At 49.3% G+C, this 16,341-nt stretch carries 13 protein-coding genes; 1 reads left to right on the top strand and 12 read right to left on the bottom strand.

All coding sequences use genetic code 11. The features are described 5' to 3' along the window. Positions 1 to 3: 3 nt before the first annotated feature. The 12 genes from HMPREF9441_RS13235 to HMPREF9441_RS13180 all read right to left on the bottom strand — a co-directional run bounded on the left by HMPREF9441_RS13235 (position 4) and on the right by HMPREF9441_RS13180 (position 14,568). Entirely contained in the window at positions 4 to 3,060 is a 3,057-nt protein-coding gene (locus HMPREF9441_RS13235) for an efflux RND transporter permease subunit (protein ID WP_008622072.1), read from the bottom strand. 15 nt (positions 3,061 to 3,075) lie between these two features. Beyond that, positions 3,076 to 4,185 carry an efflux RND transporter periplasmic adaptor subunit gene (locus tag HMPREF9441_RS13230; protein ID WP_008622069.1) on the bottom strand — a complete coding sequence of 370 codons (1,110 nt, stop codon included), beginning with the start codon at positions 4,183 to 4,185 and terminating at the stop codon, positions 3,076 to 3,078. 12 nt (positions 4,186 to 4,197) lie between these two features. Beyond that, positions 4,198 to 5,688, bottom strand: coding sequence for a TolC family protein (locus HMPREF9441_RS13225; protein ID WP_008622067.1), 1,491 nt, complete (start codon positions 5,686 to 5,688; stop codon positions 4,198 to 4,200). Between the two features lie 10 nt (positions 5,689 to 5,698). Then, a complete protein-coding gene (locus tag HMPREF9441_RS13220; protein ID WP_008622065.1) occupies positions 5,699 to 7,438 on the bottom strand; it encodes a tetratricopeptide repeat protein in 1,740 nt (579 codons plus the stop codon). Next, positions 7,431 to 8,330, bottom strand: coding sequence for a signal peptidase I (lepB, locus tag HMPREF9441_RS13215; RefSeq protein ID WP_008622063.1), 900 nt, complete (start codon positions 8,328 to 8,330; stop codon positions 7,431 to 7,433). The genes HMPREF9441_RS13220 and lepB overlap by 8 nt, the downstream gene beginning before the upstream one ends. Further along, complete coding sequence (locus tag HMPREF9441_RS13210; protein WP_008622061.1) at positions 8,327 to 9,367, bottom strand: MauE/DoxX family redox-associated membrane protein; 1,041 nt, start codon at positions 9,365 to 9,367, stop codon at positions 8,327 to 8,329. Before HMPREF9441_RS13210 ends, lepB begins: the two co-directional genes overlap by 4 nt. Position 9,368: 1 nt before the next feature. Continuing rightward, a complete protein-coding gene (locus tag HMPREF9441_RS13205; RefSeq protein WP_244949774.1) occupies positions 9,369 to 9,932 on the bottom strand; it encodes a hypothetical protein in 564 nt (187 codons plus the stop codon). Positions 9,933 to 10,005: 73 nt separating this feature from the next. Continuing rightward, positions 10,006 to 11,124 (bottom strand): 6-bladed beta-propeller, encoded by a 1,119-nt coding sequence (locus HMPREF9441_RS13200; RefSeq protein WP_008622057.1) that lies wholly within the window; start codon positions 11,122 to 11,124, stop codon positions 10,006 to 10,008. 13 nt (positions 11,125 to 11,137) lie between these two features. Continuing rightward, positions 11,138 to 11,434, bottom strand: a complete 297-nt coding sequence (locus HMPREF9441_RS13195; protein WP_008622055.1) for a hypothetical protein — start codon at positions 11,432 to 11,434, stop codon at positions 11,138 to 11,140. A 231-nt stretch (positions 11,435 to 11,665) separates the two neighbouring features. Beyond that, the gene (locus HMPREF9441_RS13190; protein ID WP_008622054.1) at positions 11,666 to 11,866 is read right to left on the bottom strand and encodes a hypothetical protein; all 201 of its coding nucleotides are present in this window, start codon (positions 11,864 to 11,866) and stop codon (positions 11,666 to 11,668) included. Positions 11,867 to 11,940: 74 nt separating this feature from the next. Then, positions 11,941 to 12,588, bottom strand: a complete 648-nt coding sequence (locus HMPREF9441_RS13185; RefSeq protein ID WP_008622052.1) for a hypothetical protein — start codon at positions 12,586 to 12,588, stop codon at positions 11,941 to 11,943. 18 nt (positions 12,589 to 12,606) lie between these two features. Beyond that, positions 12,607 to 14,568, bottom strand: coding sequence for a hypothetical protein (locus HMPREF9441_RS13180; protein WP_253270817.1), 1,962 nt, complete (start codon positions 14,566 to 14,568; stop codon positions 12,607 to 12,609). A 456-nt stretch (positions 14,569 to 15,024) separates the two neighbouring features. Between HMPREF9441_RS13180 and HMPREF9441_RS13175 the strand changes: the two genes are divergently transcribed. Beyond that, positions 15,025 to 15,630: a hypothetical protein gene (locus HMPREF9441_RS13175; protein WP_008622047.1), complete on the top strand. Its 606-nt coding sequence runs from the start codon at positions 15,025 to 15,027 to the stop codon at positions 15,628 to 15,630. Positions 15,631 to 16,341: the final 711 nt, after the last annotated feature.

Raw genomic sequence — 16,341 nt, 5'->3', positions numbered from 1 at the left:
GCCTTATCCCCTTCTCCTATATATAAGGTAATACACCAACGGTATGAAGAACAGGCTGACCAACGTGCCGGCCACCATGCCGACAATCAGGGTCAACGACAATGGGTATTGCAAGGCAGATCCCATATCGCCCCGGCTCAGGAAAGGAAGAATGGCCAGAATAGTCGTGAGCGAAGTCATGACAATGGGGCGCAAACGACTGTGCCCGCCGCGCCAGATAGCCGTAACGAGGGGCATCCCCTCCCGCCTCAACCGGTTCATCGTATCCACTTTCAGGATAGAGTCGTTGATAATGATACCGCTCATCACCACGATACCTATCATAGACATGATATTCAGCGACTCGCCCAACAGCCACAGGACAAGGAACACCCAGAACACATCGATTACGATTTCCGACAGGATGACCAACGGTTGCACGATGCTTTCGAACTGCGCGGCCAAGATGAAATACAGCAATGCCACAGCCACGCTCAACACCAGCACCAGTTCGCCTATCATCTCCCGGCTGGAATAATAATTGCCCGTAAACGATGCCGAATAGCGCGGGTCGGCCTTCACGAACCGTTCCGTGAAATCCACGATGCTCTCCACCGTACGGTCGTCCGCCGTAATCTTCACGGGATAGTAATCCCCGCCGTTTCCGGAATACAGCCGTTTGAAGTCCTCGCCCTGCGTTTCCCGTATCAGGTAGCTCAAAGGTATGTCCACTCCTTCGTCGTTACGTACGGTGTACTGCAACAATTTACGGCTGTCCATACTGTGTTCGCCGATAATGACCGGCAGCGAACGGGCACCCTCATTGATGGCATACACCTCATTCTGGCTCACCAACATCCTCAACCGAGCCTGTAAAGCGGCATACGACACATGGTACACCGCCATCTGCTCCGTGTCGGCCACGTATTGTATGTTGCGTTCGGAAACGACCGGCTGCACCGCCACCTCGGGGAAACGGCGCGACAAAGTGTCCAGAAAAGCCCGGGCTTCCTGCACATCGGGACGCCCTCCGCCCTGACGCTGCAAACGTATCTCCAAGTCCGCATCGTCATTGGAGAATATCAAATCGAAAATATTGCCGGACACGCCGAACTCCACCGTGCCGTGCGGATAGTGTTCCGCCATGTAGTTTCTTATCTTCTCCTGCGCCTGCCGCAAGGTTTCCCCGTCCTCCGCCTGAAAGTAGACCACAGCTTCGGACGTGGTAAGGTCTTCGGTATGGGACAGCACGAAATCCTGCACGCCGACCATCGCCGTAGAAGTCTGCACCAGTCCGTCCACCTGCTTCAACACATCCCCCACACGGACATCGTTCTCCTCCACCGAGATACCCGCGTTCCAGTCTATTTTCATCAGCGCATCGTTATGCTCCATATAAGGAAGACGTTCTTTCTCCAGCCCTTTATAGATAAGGAAGATGGCCGGGATAGCCAGACAAAAAGCCGTCACGCTCTTCACCGGATTCCGTAAAACCCATTTGATACCGCGTTCGTAGGGAGCATAAAAATTAAAATGGAACTTACGGTCGAGCACCTCTCCTTCCGGACATGTTTTTCTTTTCCGGTACAACACCATGAAATACACCGGAATGACCAACACCGCCACGAAAAGCGAGGCGAACAAGGCTATCGTGACGCCCATCGCCTGGTCGTAAAACAAGGCACCGGCGATGCCGCTCAGGAAAATCAACGGGACAAACACCGAACAGGTGGTCAGCACCGAACTCAACATCGGGGTGAACACCTCGTTCGTTCCTTTCACGAGGGCATCCGCAAGCGGCATCCCCTGCCGCCACCGCTGCATCACGTTGTCGATGACGATGATGGAGTTGTCCACAATCATTCCCACACCGAGAATCAGTCCCGACAGGGAGATGATGTTCAGAGAGATGTCTAACAAATGAAAGCTGAGCAGCGTCACAATCAGCGTCAAGGGGATGGTGATGATAATCAACAGCGGCAACCGCCAGTCTTTCATGAAAAGGAAAAGCACCAGACAGGCCAACACCGCCCCCACGTACAGGTTCTGTTCCAGATTGTCTATGGAGTACGTCAGCAGTCGGGTCTGGTCGCGCGTCAGGTCGAAACTGATATCCGGATATTCCTTCCTCAGGTCTTCCACCAGCCCCTCGATGCTCTCCTGCAAATCTTCCATCTGCGCGTCGTTCTGTTTGATGACGGCCATCGTCACGGCATTCTTCCCGTCGTGGCGCACCAGTCCTGCCCGCGATGCCAGTTTTTCTTCCACACGGCACAAGTCTTTCAACTGCACCAGACGGCCTTCGTGGTTGATATACACATTCTCAATGTCCTCCCGATTCAGCAACTGCGAATCGAAATGGATGTTGTAACGGTACAACCCGTCTACGACGGAAAGCGCCCCGAGCGTGATATTGTTCGACTGGATGGCCTTGGACAAGGTTTCCATATCCAGCCCCATCGACAAAAGTTTCGCCTCGTCCGGGATGCAAATGATTTCCGCTCCCGTCGTACCGGATATATCCACCATGGCCGTCTGCGGCAACTGTTCGATGCGCTTGCTCACGATGTTCCGTGCAAATTCGCCCAGTTGGGTGAACTTCATACCGGCCTTCGGCAAGCTGCCGTCTTTCCCGCCCCCCTCGTTTTTCAACGACAAGTCCAGATAAAAGGCCGGGATGTCCATGGCACTGGCCTTGACCACCTTGGGACGTTCCAACTCCTTCGGCATACGGTTCATCGCCCGGTCTATCTTCTCGTTCACCTCGATGAATATCAGGTCGATATTGCTTCCCGGCTCGAACTCCATGAAGATGGAACCCGCGTCCATCCTCGATTCGCTGTGGATGTCCTTCAGCCCGGCCACCTGCATCAACTGGCTGCGCAACGGAGCCACCACTTCGGCATCCACCTCGTGCACCGACGCTCCGGGATAAGACACCTGCACCGTAATCTGCGGGATGTCGATGTCCGGCATCAGCGACACCGGTATATACTTGAAAGAGATACAGCCGATGGCGATCAATGCGATCAGGCACATCGTCACGGCAATGGGCCGGTGAATCAAATTGCGTACAATCATGGCGATCTCCTTTCCTTAGTCCATCTTCTTTTCTCTCCTCGTGCGAGGGATGACCTCCGTCCCGTCGGCCAGATTCAGGTTACCCGATGTGATCACCACGTCGCCGTCCTCTATCTTCGTCTCCTTCCGCGCATTGCCTGTCACGGCATACTGGCTGATATTGGAATACACCACATCCACGTAAGTCCACACGGCGCGCCCCTCCTCCAACCGGAAGAGCACATGGAAACCGTCACGCATCACCACCGCGTCCTTGGGTACGACAAACATGTCCGGCACCTCCTTCTCGATGACGACCTTCACGTTCATCCCCTCCATCAATACATTGCCCCGGTTCCTGATTCTTGCCCGGATTTTCACCTGCCCCTTCTCGTCGATGGACGGATTCACCTCCGTCACCTTCCCCGTGAACTCCTCGTTTTCGTCCACGAAAGGAGACACGACGACCTTCTGCCCGATGCTCACCGACTGCAATTCGGCCTCTAAGATGCTGAACTCCACGTCGAACCAAGTGTCGTCTATCAACGTGCAGAACTTCTCCTTCGGCTGTTGGTAAAGTTTGCAGTCCATATCGGCCACACGCCCTGCGAAAGGAGCATAGAGGTTGCACCGCTCCAGATTGAGCCGAGCCGTCTGCAAGGCATACTCCGCCGACGTATAGCCCGAAGTCACTTTGGCCCTCTTGAGAATCGCTTCCGGCACGTCGGCCATCGTCTCGTCATATCCCTGTCCGATAAGTTTGTCCACCAGTTCCACTTCCGCCTTCTCCATCTCCTGTTCGGCCTTGGCCAGTTCCCGTCGGGCTTCACGGTCGTCCACCGAAGCCAGCAACGCCCCCTTCTTCACCAAAGAGCCGTTCTTCACATGAATGGCATGCAACAGTCCGGTAGCCGGCATGGCCAGTTCGCTTTTGGCCGCCGCCCTCAACTTGCCGTTACACTTGATTTGCTTGTTGAACACCACCTTGTGCAACATCATCGTATCCACATAATTCTCGTTCAGTTTCTGCACCGCGCCCTCCATGGCCTGTTCCTTTTCTTCGTCTTGTCCGTCCGTGTCCTTGCAGCCGCACACGGCTCCCCAGACGGCCCACACCACGAGGCTTATTCCCGTAATCCGTTTCATATCTGTCTGTCGTTAATTTACCAAATCATTAAAGTTCACCCCGATGTTCTCCTTGCGGATAAAGTCGTACAGCGTCAGTTTCTGTATGCCGTAATAGTCCGTCCAGAACTGTTGCAGTTGGCTGATGTACTGGTGCTGCGCGCTTTCAAACTCCTCTTGTGCCGTGTTGAGTTCCGTCACCGTCACCGACCCGTTCTCGAACCGCTTCTTCATGATGTCGTAACGTTCGGCGGCTATATCCTGCGCCCGGAGTGAAGTCTTGCACTGTTCGGCCTGGTTGTTGAACTGCAACACCTTCGTCCGCACGTCGTGCGCAAATTCGATGTTGGCCTGCTCTATCTGGGTCTTGGTGATTTCCACGTCCGTCTTGGCCATGCGCACCTTCCCCCGGCCCATGCCCCAGTCGTAAATCGGAATGGTCATCGTAAGCCCCACCGTCTCATAGTCTTTCAGGCGGCGGTAGGCGGCAGGCAACTCATTCGCCGACTGGCTCAGTCCGAGCCTTCCGCGAAACTCCACCTGCAAGCCCCTGTTGGCCTTCGCCTCGGCCAACGCCCGCTGCGACTCCAACAGGTTCAACTGTTGTTCGATTGAATGCGACGACCCCGTCCATGCCTTGTCGAGCACCTGTTCGGCGTTCATCTCGATTTCCGGCATGTAATAAGGCGGCAACAGTTCTATGTCCCCATAGTCCACAATGCGCAAATAAGAAAACAGGCTGAACAACTGGGTCCTCAGCGTAAGGCTCGTGCTATTCACACTCATCTTGGCGTTCAGCAACGAAAGTTCCATCTGCAACACCTCGCTCTTTGTGGTCGTCCCCAAGTCCAGCCTCTTCTTGGCAATCTCGAAAAGATGTTTCCGGTCCTCGTAGTCCGCCACGCTTTGGCGGTAATTTTCCTGCGCCGAAAGCACCGTAAAGAACAGGTTCGTCACGTTGATGGTGATGTCCTGCATCGTTTCCAAATAAGCCCTCTGCGCATTCTCGTACTGCAGCGGCGCCGTCTTCTTCCGCCACTTCAGGGCATTGTAAGCCCTGATGGGCTGCGTATAATTCAGGATGAGAGGCACCGTGTTATACGTCTGCAAATCGTAGTTGAACTGGTCCAGCCGCGAGAGTGACGACTGCAACGACAGCGTACCGCCCAGAAACGGGATGTTCTGGTCCACGGACAAAGTCAGGTCGTTCGAGAGCGAGTTGTTGTCCACGTAAGAGATACGCCCCGTGTCCGGGTCGCGAGCCTCCACGATAGAGCGGTCGAAGTTCATCACCCCGCCCGAAAGGTTCAACGAGGGCAGCAGTTCCGCCCGGTAAGAACGGTAGTTCCAGTACTGTCCCAAGAAACTGTAGCGAGCCACCTGCGCCGCATACGAATCCCGTTTGGCTATTTCTATGGCTTCCGTCAACGACAGTTTACGCACCTGTTGCGCCCCTACCGGCACGACAGCCACCCACAAGCACCACCAAGCACCACGCAAATATTTTCCTATTTCGCTTTTCATGGTATACCTATTATCTTTTTGTTAACTTCTTCGCTTCGTTTTTCATCTCCCGCACCGCCGGAGAATCCACCTTCGGCCTGAAAGCAATGATTTGCCGGGCCATCTCCTCCGCCTTGCGCATTTGTCCTTCCGCTTCATAAAGTTTCATCAACCGATAGAGCGGATACATGCGCCCCGGCAACATCCCGAAAGCCTTCCGGTAAGCCGATTCAGCCTCCGCCACAGCCCCCAAATCCCGGTAGTTGTTCCCCATCAGTGTGTAAAACACGGGGTCACAACTTACCCTTGTGCCCTGACGCAGCATCGCATTGCTTTCGTTGTAACGCCCGGCCTCCCGCAACGCAGTACCAAAGGTAAACAAAAAATCCGGATAAGCTTTCAAATCCTCATACTTTTTGCGGTAATCCTCCAAAAATGCCACATCCTGAACGCCACGCACGCGGCGGAACTCCTCGTATGCCTCCACGCGCCGGGCCGTACAGGCCGACAGGTGCCATACGCACAAACCGCCTGCGGCCACCACAGGCCACACGGCCGTCCTTTTCCACCACCGCACTTCCGCCGTTCCGGCCTCGAGCGATACCGCCAAGGCCACCCAAGCCACAGCCAACGACAAGAACGGCCACAAAGCGAAAGGATAGGAAAACAGGGAAGAGACCAACAAGACCAACCAACCGTAGGCCGAGACCTCACCACGCCTGCACAACACCGCCAAGCTCCACAAGCCCAACACCAAGGCCGGAACGGCCCCCAACACGCCCTGTTCCACGCCTACGCCCAACACACCGTTGAAGGCATACTCCGGACTACCGGCCACCACCGACAGCGGCGAACCGGGACGCGCGGCAAAGAAAGCCTCCTGCGCTGCACCGTAGGCCTGCGCATAGCCGCCAAGCCCATGCCCGCAAAGCCATTCCCCGGCCCAAGCCCGTCCGGCCACCATCGTCATCAGCAGACGCCCGTCTGCCGACCCTTGTTTCAGGAAGTAAGCCGACACGCCTGCACACACCGCCACGCCCATCCCCCAAAGCACCATCCGCCGATGCGCCTTCCACAGCAGGCAGGCCGCAGCCACCGCCACAGCCACCCAGGCCGCGCGGCTCCACGTGGCGACCAGTACGGGAAAGCAAAAAACCGCCACTGCCGCCACGCTCCAAGCCCCCACCCGGCTCCACCGCCCCCGCCCGGCAAAAGCCTCTCCATACCTGTACCACCAAGCTACGGAGACGGCCAGCACCACGGCCACGAATATGGCATACGGGCCGGGATTGAAAAACGTACCCGTCACGTCGAACAAATGATGCCGGGATGCCTCCCGACCCGCCAACTGCATGAAACCCGTCCAAAGCTCATAGCCGCCCGCCGCACACAGTCCGACCCACCAAAGCCGGGTAAAAGCCCTGCCGCAAAAAGGAATAACCAACCGCAAGGCTACGTAAGCCACTCCCAAGGCCATGGCCTTGCCATAGGCCTCCGCCGCCGGATAGGGCGACACAAACACATAATTCAGCGAAACATAGACCCACCAAAACAAGGCTACGCCGTCCGCCCAATGCAGGCGCGGCAACCGCCGTCCCAAGCATACGGCCGTCAAAGCCAAGACGACCAAAGCCGCCACCGCCCGATAGCCCCAAACGTCCGACACGGAAGGCATCGCCTCCGTCCGCCACACGACAGGGTCGCACAACGCCGCCACCGCTGCCGCCGCCACGCCATACCTTATTATATATGTATATTGTCCCTTATTCATTGTCCGTCAGGTTTAGTCCGCGGCGTTCCCTCCGTTCGCGCCCCGTCAAGGGATGGTGCGACTCCACCACACGATCCACCACGCCCACGATGTATTCCTCCGGAACGAAGCCCCAGTAACGCGAATCCTTAGAACCGTAGGCCATGTCGCCGCATACGAAATAATAATTCTTGCGGAAACGGTAGTAAGGCAAAGGCCGACCGTCCGACAGGCACTGCCCGCATGCCCCGTCCCATGCCAACGCACGACCCGTCTCCCATTCTATCACCCGGCGGTAGATTTCCACCTTGCGCCAGTCGTCCATCCGCAGAATGTCGCCCCGACGGGGCACGTACACCGGTGGGATGTCCTTGATGGTATAGCCCAATACAGCCGTCTCCACCAAGATGTTGCGCATCGCGTACCAAGGTATCAGGCTGTCCGGCGTTTCCTCCAATCGCCGTTGCGCCTCCGGAAGCCCCAACACGCCCTCATAATGGCTGTTCACCGGGCGGCTGTGCACGAAAGATATCGTATCGCCCGGCAAGGCCACCACGCGCTTCACATACACGTAATTCATCTTGAAGCCGATACGCCCCTTGTCATTCACGGGATAGTTGAACACCACGATGTCGTTGTAACGCAGGCCGCGATGCCCCCGTGTGCGGATGCTCTCCATCCGACCGTCCGTAAAATCCAGCGACGTGTAGAGCCGCGCACCGAAAACCGTCTTGTCCACCCGGACCTTGTCGCCCGGAAGCAACGTGGGCGACATCGAGTCCGACGGGATGACGAACGTGTCGGCCACCAAAGCGCGCCAACCGTAGTGAACGGCCACGCCCAACACGACGGCCAACCAGACGAGGCACACGCCGCACGCCACCTTATACGCCACGCCCCATACCGCCTTCATCGTCCGCCCTCCGTTTCTTTACGGCGCACCCAGACCATCACCGCCAAGCCCGCCAATACGCAAACGCCGTAACGCCACGGCAGGCCTGCGTCCTCTTCCATCATCTCCCCCACCGTGACGTTCCGACCGAACCGTGCCGGACGGAACACCGACAAGTTTCGCTTGGCACGCACGATACCCCCGTCCACCACCACGAAACCAACCTCGGCACGCAGCAGCGATTTCAGCGTCACCTCGTCCGTATAGAAAACATCCATACCCGCCCCGCCGTTCAGGCCGGGAAGCGTCCACAGGCAGAGGGAGATGCGCCCCGCCCCGGCTTCGGCACGAAGGCCGGACAGCCTGCGAAGGTCGTCCACCGTAAGCTCGCGCCGCGACACCACCACCACCAAAGGCTTTGACCCGGACACCTCCATCAACGAATCCGTCACCTCTTCATAACGTCCGTCGTACACTCCGAAGCCCGGCACGGCGGACAGGGCCGCCCCACGGCCGAAAGGCAGGAAATCCACCGGGGGAAGCCATACCGCCGAGTAAAGGGGAACTGCCAAGGAGAAGACCGCACAGCAAGCAGTCGTGCGCCACCCTTTCAGGCCGTGCCAAGACTCCGTCCGCACTACCCACAGATGCCAGACTGCCAAAGCCCACAGCAACACGTTTTTCAACAACGTAGCCCCGTGCCCCAACGTGAAAGCCTCGCCGAAGCAGCCGCAATCCTGCACCGACAACCCCATGGGCGAGAAAGCCAGCCAAGCCGTCAGCGCGGTAAAGGCAGACATTATCGCCACCGTACCCCAGGCCACCGCCTTGCGGAACACGCCCGAGAGCAGGAGCAGCCCCATGCACAACTCCCCGGCACAGATACACACCGACCATGCCAAGGGATGATCGGCCACGAAGCCGCTCCAACCCCACACGCGGAAATACTCCGACAGTTTCAGCGACGTGCCGTAAGGGTCCACGCCTTTCAACCAACCGGAGGCCACGAAGCATGCGCCTAACAGCAAGGAAGGGATATGACGGATTATGCGTTTCATTTTATTCTCGTTTGCCTAACTTTTCTTCCACTATTTGCCAAAACATTTCCTCTATCTTCTCATTCTCCAAAGGATTGCCGACCAACAGCACGTTGTTGTTTTCATCCAAAAGGAAAGTGTGAAACATTGGATTATGCGGCAAATGGGGATTTGAACGTTCAAATATACCAAGCGTATCTATATAAATGGGATATTCAGGCGCATACGTCCTTACCGTCCAATCAAAGCCAAACCGATCTTCAGTGGAAGGAGAAAAAATAAAATAAAACTTCAAATCCTCTCCATACATCCCAACTTTCCGTAACAGCTCGTCCCATTTATACATTTCGCTCAATTTACAAGATGAACAAACCAAAGAATCTGCATATACAACCCATTGAAAAGATGGAGCGTTTATTTCAGAATCAATCTCTTGTCCTCTCTCTACGTACTCCATACTATCCAAACATAAAGTAATAATCTGAGACTGAAATGCCTCTAATTCCCCTTTTACTTGTCCTTTCTTGCTACAAGAGAAAAAGAGAATACTAGAAAACAAACTCGTTAATATGTATTTCAAGACCATGAAACTCATTATTAAAGACTAAAGAAGGTAGGGGTATTTAAAATACCCTCTACCTATTTTCACAAAAAGAATTTTATTTCATCGTATAAAACAATAAAACCCAATCCCCTTCTTTAATACTATTTTCAACTTGATGATCAGCACGTCTAAATCCTTTTCGAACCAATTCATCATATATATCATATCCAGGTATCACACTTACAAATTTATTTTGATAGTATGAAATTGGTGACAACATAACATTACTCCAATTTTTTGTGTCATCTGAAGGATTACGGTAAAACATTGAATCTTTTCTACAATAAAGATAATTCTCTGAAAATTCACCTTCTACAACCTCCATTGCAATATAATTGCTACAAAAGAAAGGAACTCCAGCCAAATAATTATAGCTTCCTTGCTCTACTTTCTCTGTATCAAATCTATGCTCTTCAGGGATTTTATTCTCAAAGTCAATACTTACACAAGTATAGTTCTCTGGATTCTCCTTTGGAAATATTGTAACTCCGTCAAATCTCCATGAACTGAAGTAAACATTATCACCATAATTGGTAAAATAGCGAATATAACCTATCGGCTCTGAATAATTTTCATCATACGGAAGTAGACCTGTAATGACATTGAACTCGTTATCTGTTATATAAATAAGGTACTTACTCTGTTTTTCTTTCAAATTGCCTCCACTATTAGGAACAAAAGTTAACAAAAATTTTCCATCTGAAAGAGTTGCTATATCCCATGCCACAATGGATAAATCTTTTTTACCTTTATATTCCCCTGTATAAGCATCATAAAGATAAACTTTACGCCGATAATTATCCAATATGTATATATTGTTTTTATCTACAGTAAAATTCCTTATTTCTTGATATTCCCCCTCTCCATTTCCAAATTTGTTAAGGACAAAGTTCACATTTCCATTCATGTTGCATACGGTAATTTTACGAGTTCGAAAATCGCCTATATACATCATTCCGTTTTCACACAACATTTTATCAATATTGCGAAACAAGGCCTCTTGCGTAAGTTTTAAAGGAAGATAAGTAACAGAATCCACACAATCTGAAATACTTCCCATTTCCTGTTTCTCAAAATCTAAAACTTCAGTAATTTTTAAAATTCCATCCTTTTCAGACTTTTGAGAACAGGCAGCAAAAAGCACCACACATATAAAAAAAATTATTCTCCTCATAATAGATCAGCTCTTACCCATGTACAGGACATTTTCTAGTATCACACCCACTACCTCCACCTGGACAAGTTACAATTTTGGCTCGACATTTTTTCAAACCTCCAAGAGATACTCCACAGTCAAAAATAACTTGGTATCCATTAGGATATTCATAACCGCCTTCATCTTGGTTTGCCAACGCTTCCGCATTTGCCAACAACAAGTCACTTTCACTCACTCCATTGTACGCATCATAAGTGCGATACCCGGCGTAGGCCGACAAGCCCAACACCACTGCGCCTATTAAGGGCGCGAAGAACTTCTTCTTCATAACATTTAATTTTTAATAATTATACCCTTTGCAGGTTTCGCGGCTTCACGCTCTTCTTGCCGATCACCTGCGTGGGATTCGCAGGTAAAGTAATCACAAAATTTTCAAAAACAAGCGTTTACAAGCGTCCTTTTTCGTTTACAAAATTGTAAACGGCCATTTACGCTCATTTCCAATATATTACAAGATACGTTTACAAGGCGTTTACAAGAATAAACAGGCTTGTTTATCTCAACATACCCCAAAAGAATGCCAAATAGCTCTGGCAACGCGTTCCGGGATATAAACATATGCCCCCTTTTCATCTGTTCGATGTTGCTTCATATAAATGGAAGCCATAAATTCACCATGGCCACGATAACGCTTACCAATTTCATTGCGTGCCAAAACCTCCGCATTAGCCAACAACAAATCACTTTCATCCACTCCCATGTACACATTATAGCCTTAGGGTGCACCGACCGGCAACCCAGTTATAAAATCCCATTCAAAATCAAAGGAATACCTTAAAGGTTGATAAAACGACTTTCTTTATTGTCAATATACACGAGACAAAAACTACCGGAAGAATCACTTACCACATCAAAAGGCATCGATTTTAATGCCTGACGGGCATAATACTTCATATTCCTTATTTTAGATTTGCTACATCCCAGTTTTTCATAAGGAATAGAATTGAATATTTCATTGAATTCTTCCAACGTCAAGGTATGGTTTTCCTTCTTTACCAAGACATTCAAAAACAGAGCCACACGAGGTGCCACCCTAACCGTATTCCCTTCGTACGACACAATCCCACCGAACGTATCAACATGTAACGCATAATGAACAGAGGGCAACACCTCGCTCATACTCTCTTCGGAACAAACTTTTTCTTCCGACTTGAGAAATTTCAAACAGCGGGACAGGGAAACGTAGAAAACCAGAGCGGTCAACACCAAAAGGCAAGACATGGAGATACAAAAAGCATACAGGAGCTTGACGTGAAAGGCATCCATCCGGAAGGTTTCCGTAAGCATTAAATCGCACCACAACGGATAATCACGCCATTCCTTCAGCATGAAAACAAATCCCAAGGCCTCACACAACCATAATCCGCCCCATAGCACCGGAACGGACACCGACTTTAAAACCTGCTTATTTATTCTTACCATAACATGAGTATTTTAATATTACCAAAAACGCTGCTTTCCTTCTTTGTATTCAAACAGACGCTCCGCTACCCCCCGACTATGGTCGCGTAATAACAACAGGGCATGTTTCGGCACATTCTGAAAAAGCAGGGAATCCGAATGGGCAACTTGCCGACCTGCTGACTCCCATTTCCCCCCACGGCACACGAACAGTTCATAAACGTCACCTTCCCGAACAAAGTTGTCCCGATTGCGGGGTGTGTAGACAATCTTGCCCACATGCTTTTGCTCTCCCAAGTCCAACCCTGCCCAACCGCCATAATCTAAGGGATAGTCGTATGAGGTGTCCGTATGCCCATCGAACACATTGAAATAGGAATGGCTGCCACGTGCTCCATCCTCAGGCCCCAAAATTTCTCCTTTCAAGGGCATGTCGTCTGTCCATGAGGAATAGAAACCCACCTCGGACACATTGCAGAATCCACCCCGTGGCCCAAGATAACGCACATAGCGGTAAGCCTTTGACGAATCGGCGCGAACCACAGTACATAAGCGATCCGGTACGTCGTGAATATGGAATAATGTGTCCGGATGCTCAAATCCAGGTATATTGCTACCCTCGAATACACCGTCCACCATACGTCCCAAAAAGAATTCCGCAAACATTCCGAATTTACTCAACAATACGACATCCTCAGTCTCCGGTCCAGGCTCATAATAAGCCATTTTTCCAGTTTCAACATCTACACTAAAAGGATTGGAAATCATTTCCAGTTCCCCACTCTCTTGGTCATAAAGGGCTAAGCAATATACCGTACCGCCATGGCAATCTTCAAAAACAGCCGCCATACCGTCATAAATATCCCACCCGACCGGTTTCCATGAATACCTTTCGGACATGCAGAGATAAACTGGTTCGCCTTCCTTCGGTTCCTGAATAAAACGGTCTTTCCCAACAGACAGTTTATATGCTTGCTCTCTGCCATATATGCGGGTCACGTCCTCGAAACAAGGATAGCGGAAGACCGGGTGGACATCTTTAGGCCTAACATCCATTTCCTCTATTATCCGACGATTAAGCCCGAACTTCTGACGGAAAACCTTTCCATATACATCCACATAATCTTCCGCTTTCAGGAAACGGGGACGACGGTAAAACATCGAAGAAAACCAAGTCTGCCCTTCAGGGTCATCCACAAAAATCCAATAATGAGGAACGTTGTTGTTTCCCCTCAAAGGAAGCTCTTCAATGCCGCACGGAATACCCAATGCCCTGTAAATGTAAACCAATGCATCGCATAAATCCAGACAACTTCCACTCCGCCAATCCGCAATCCGAGGCCCGACACGCACGCTTGTCCCCATTTCACCGGTAAAGTAATGTGGTGTCCTGAGCAAACTGTCGCGCACGACAAATGCGGCATGCACGGGGTTCTCTATTTCCGGATCGTTCTTATGTTTTTCTATGATAGGCATAAATTGGTAATACAATCTTTCGCGCCAAGGCTCAAGTTTCTCATTACCCACACGATAAGGCAAAACGTATTCACAAAACTGCTCAAATGAAACATTTTTTCCCCACGGCTGTTCACGCCACACTTTAAACGCCCACTCTATGTTTCCCACAAGATAGGCGGGGTCGATATATACATCTTTTTTCATGGCAATCTTTCCCACACCGGAAAAGCCATATTGTCGTGCTGCAGAATCCAAAGCCTCCTGATAAGAAAATTTACCGGTACTGAACAATTCGTAGGATTTATACATCGGTCTCAAGTCACCGCTGTCCACACCTTGGTGATAAGGTAAATTGTCTATCAAAAACAGAGCAGCCTTGTATTTTAAAGAATCTCCTTCATAAAGCTGCAATACATGCCGTAATCCCGGATTTTCCCTCAATACCAAATTACGTACCTTCATTTCCTCGTCTGGAACACACCCCACACTTAAAATGCTTAATACTCCTACGACACTTAATAAATACTCCTTCATACAGTTCATTAAAATATTTTATATTTATATTCTTGGTATTTTACATTATCTCTCTACTAATTTATCTTCTCTAAATAGAACAAGAAACCTTATGCTGCCTTTCATATTATTTTTCCACTTACTTGATTGGGAAACAATACAAAGTAACAATATAGCTAAATAAAAAACAAATTTTTGCAATAAACATTTATAAACGGAAAATAAACACACTATAAACAGATTTGATTTTCAGTAGAATAATCATCAAAAAAAGTTTGATAACGAACATTCCATCCCACATTAAGTTTTATTATGGTGAAACGTACGTTACATTCCGTGCAACCTACGTACAATTGTGTTTAACCTTCAAAGGACATAGAAAAAGACAAATACCACCAAATTTAAGTATATTTTATCCCTTTGTATTAGTTGTAGAAACAAAAGAATTTATTTAATTTTGCAAAAAGGACATTGTTCATACGAAATATGAAGAAAGAAAACAAAATATTGACTTCTGCCATTATATCAGCCATTATCGCTATTATAATTATTATATGGAACATAAACAAAATCCCATCATGGCATACAGGCCTGGAACTTAGTTATATGAATAAAACCATCCCTAACAGCATTTTGCAAGAAGTATTGCCGTTCGCATATATTGAAGGAATACTCATCATCTTAATTTGTTGCATCACTACCATCTTTCTACTAAAGAAGTGGCATAGAACAATAAGAACAGCAAAAGGACAAGTATCATCAATCCCAATACAAATGGAAGAGGATAATTTGGAAAAGGAATTACTGAAAATACAAATCAACGACCATACTATCACATACAATGATACCATATTGATAAAAAGCCGAACGCAAGTAATCCTTGTACTGGAGAAGCTGATAGAAAAGGATACACACACTTTACACGTGGAGGAACTAAACTCCATCTTGGGAGAAAACTACTACGATGGTTCAGATTCCTCACGAAAACGCGTAAATACCCTCAAACATAATATGAAAAAGGCTTTATGCAATACTCCTTTCGATATCAAAAGAATAAATAATGACTTTCAGCTTGTTCTAAAACGAATATAACGGATTATGATTAGGTCACCAAGCATCTGAAAAATATTGCCGAGCGAATATTGGCAGGCCTTCCTGCCACAGAATAAGGAACTTATCAGTAAATACGGCTTTTTTCAAAAAATAAAAGACAGAAACTATAATGGTGCTAAATTTCACATAGTTTCTTTTACATACATTACAAAGTCATCATTCAGAGCGTTATAAATTCACAAAGATTGTTCTCCACAGCAAGTTTTCAAAAAACATGTTTCATCTTTCAGGATAGTTTACAATCTCTTGGAACACAATAGATTCCGGTGAAGGATGTACTAATCCATCCTTCAGCCTTCTTTCAGCGGCAATCATCCCCGACCGACATCTTCATAACCCTCTCCGGTGAATACCCGGTGAACCCTATAGATGAAGAAAGTTCACCTTAATAATCTGTAAAACAACAAGTCTGAAGGATGCGAATGGATTTTTTCACATATATCCTTGTATGGAGGGAAGAGGCATAGAAAGACAAACAAAGAAACCGAAAACAATTACCGCAAACCGGAAAATCAATCGCACCACAACGATTTTCCGATTTACGGCAAAAATAAGAGACGAAAAAGGAGAACTAAAGGGCCACTTCTCTCTTGCCCGCTCTCTTCAAGAGCCAACGGAACATTCCCAAAGTATCAAAAAATATTTTATACTCTTTTACTTTGATTTCTTGCGATAATTCCTTTTCTTTGT

The sequence above is a fragment of the Paraprevotella clara YIT 11840 genome (assembly GCF_000233955.1).
GTDB lineage: Bacteria > Bacteroidota > Bacteroidia > Bacteroidales > Bacteroidaceae > Paraprevotella > Paraprevotella clara.
Note: the sequence above shows the minus strand (reverse complement) of the source record. Positions and strands in the feature narration are given on the sequence as shown.

Excerpts from the sequence above, each read along its gene's own strand:
- HMPREF9441_RS13210 (WP_008622061.1), bottom strand. The coding sequence starts at position 9,367 with ATGAAACGCATAATCCGTCATATCCCTTCCTTGCTGTTAGGCGCATGC.
- HMPREF9441_RS13190 (WP_008622054.1), bottom strand. The coding sequence starts at position 11,866 with ATGGGAGTGGATGAAAGTGATTTGTTGTTGGCTAATGCGGAGGTTTTG.
- HMPREF9441_RS13175 (WP_008622047.1), top strand. The coding sequence starts at position 15,025 with ATGAAGAAAGAAAACAAAATATTGACTTCTGCCATTATATCAGCCATT.
- HMPREF9441_RS13205 (WP_244949774.1), bottom strand. The coding sequence starts at position 9,932 with ATGGTCTTGAAATACATATTAACGAGTTTGTTTTCTAGTATTCTCTTT.
- HMPREF9441_RS13230 (WP_008622069.1), bottom strand. The coding sequence starts at position 4,185 with ATGAAACGGATTACGGGAATAAGCCTCGTGGTGTGGGCCGTCTGGGGA.
- HMPREF9441_RS13200 (WP_008622057.1), bottom strand. The coding sequence starts at position 11,124 with ATGAGGAGAATAATTTTTTTTATATGTGTGGTGCTTTTTGCTGCCTGT.
- HMPREF9441_RS13235 (WP_008622072.1), bottom strand. The coding sequence starts at position 3,060 with ATGATTGTACGCAATTTGATTCACCGGCCCATTGCCGTGACGATGTGC.
- lepB (WP_008622063.1), bottom strand. The coding sequence starts at position 8,330 with ATGAAGGCGGTATGGGGCGTGGCGTATAAGGTGGCGTGCGGCGTGTGC.
- HMPREF9441_RS13220 (WP_008622065.1), bottom strand. The coding sequence starts at position 7,438 with ATGAATAAGGGACAATATACATATATAATAAGGTATGGCGTGGCGGCG.
- HMPREF9441_RS13185 (WP_008622052.1), bottom strand. The coding sequence starts at position 12,588 with ATGGTAAGAATAAATAAGCAGGTTTTAAAGTCGGTGTCCGTTCCGGTG.
- HMPREF9441_RS13225 (WP_008622067.1), bottom strand. The coding sequence starts at position 5,688 with ATGAAAAGCGAAATAGGAAAATATTTGCGTGGTGCTTGGTGGTGCTTG.
- HMPREF9441_RS13180 (WP_253270817.1), bottom strand. The coding sequence starts at position 14,568 with ATGAACTGTATGAAGGAGTATTTATTAAGTGTCGTAGGAGTATTAAGC.
- HMPREF9441_RS13195 (WP_008622055.1), bottom strand. The coding sequence starts at position 11,434 with ATGAAGAAGAAGTTCTTCGCGCCCTTAATAGGCGCAGTGGTGTTGGGC.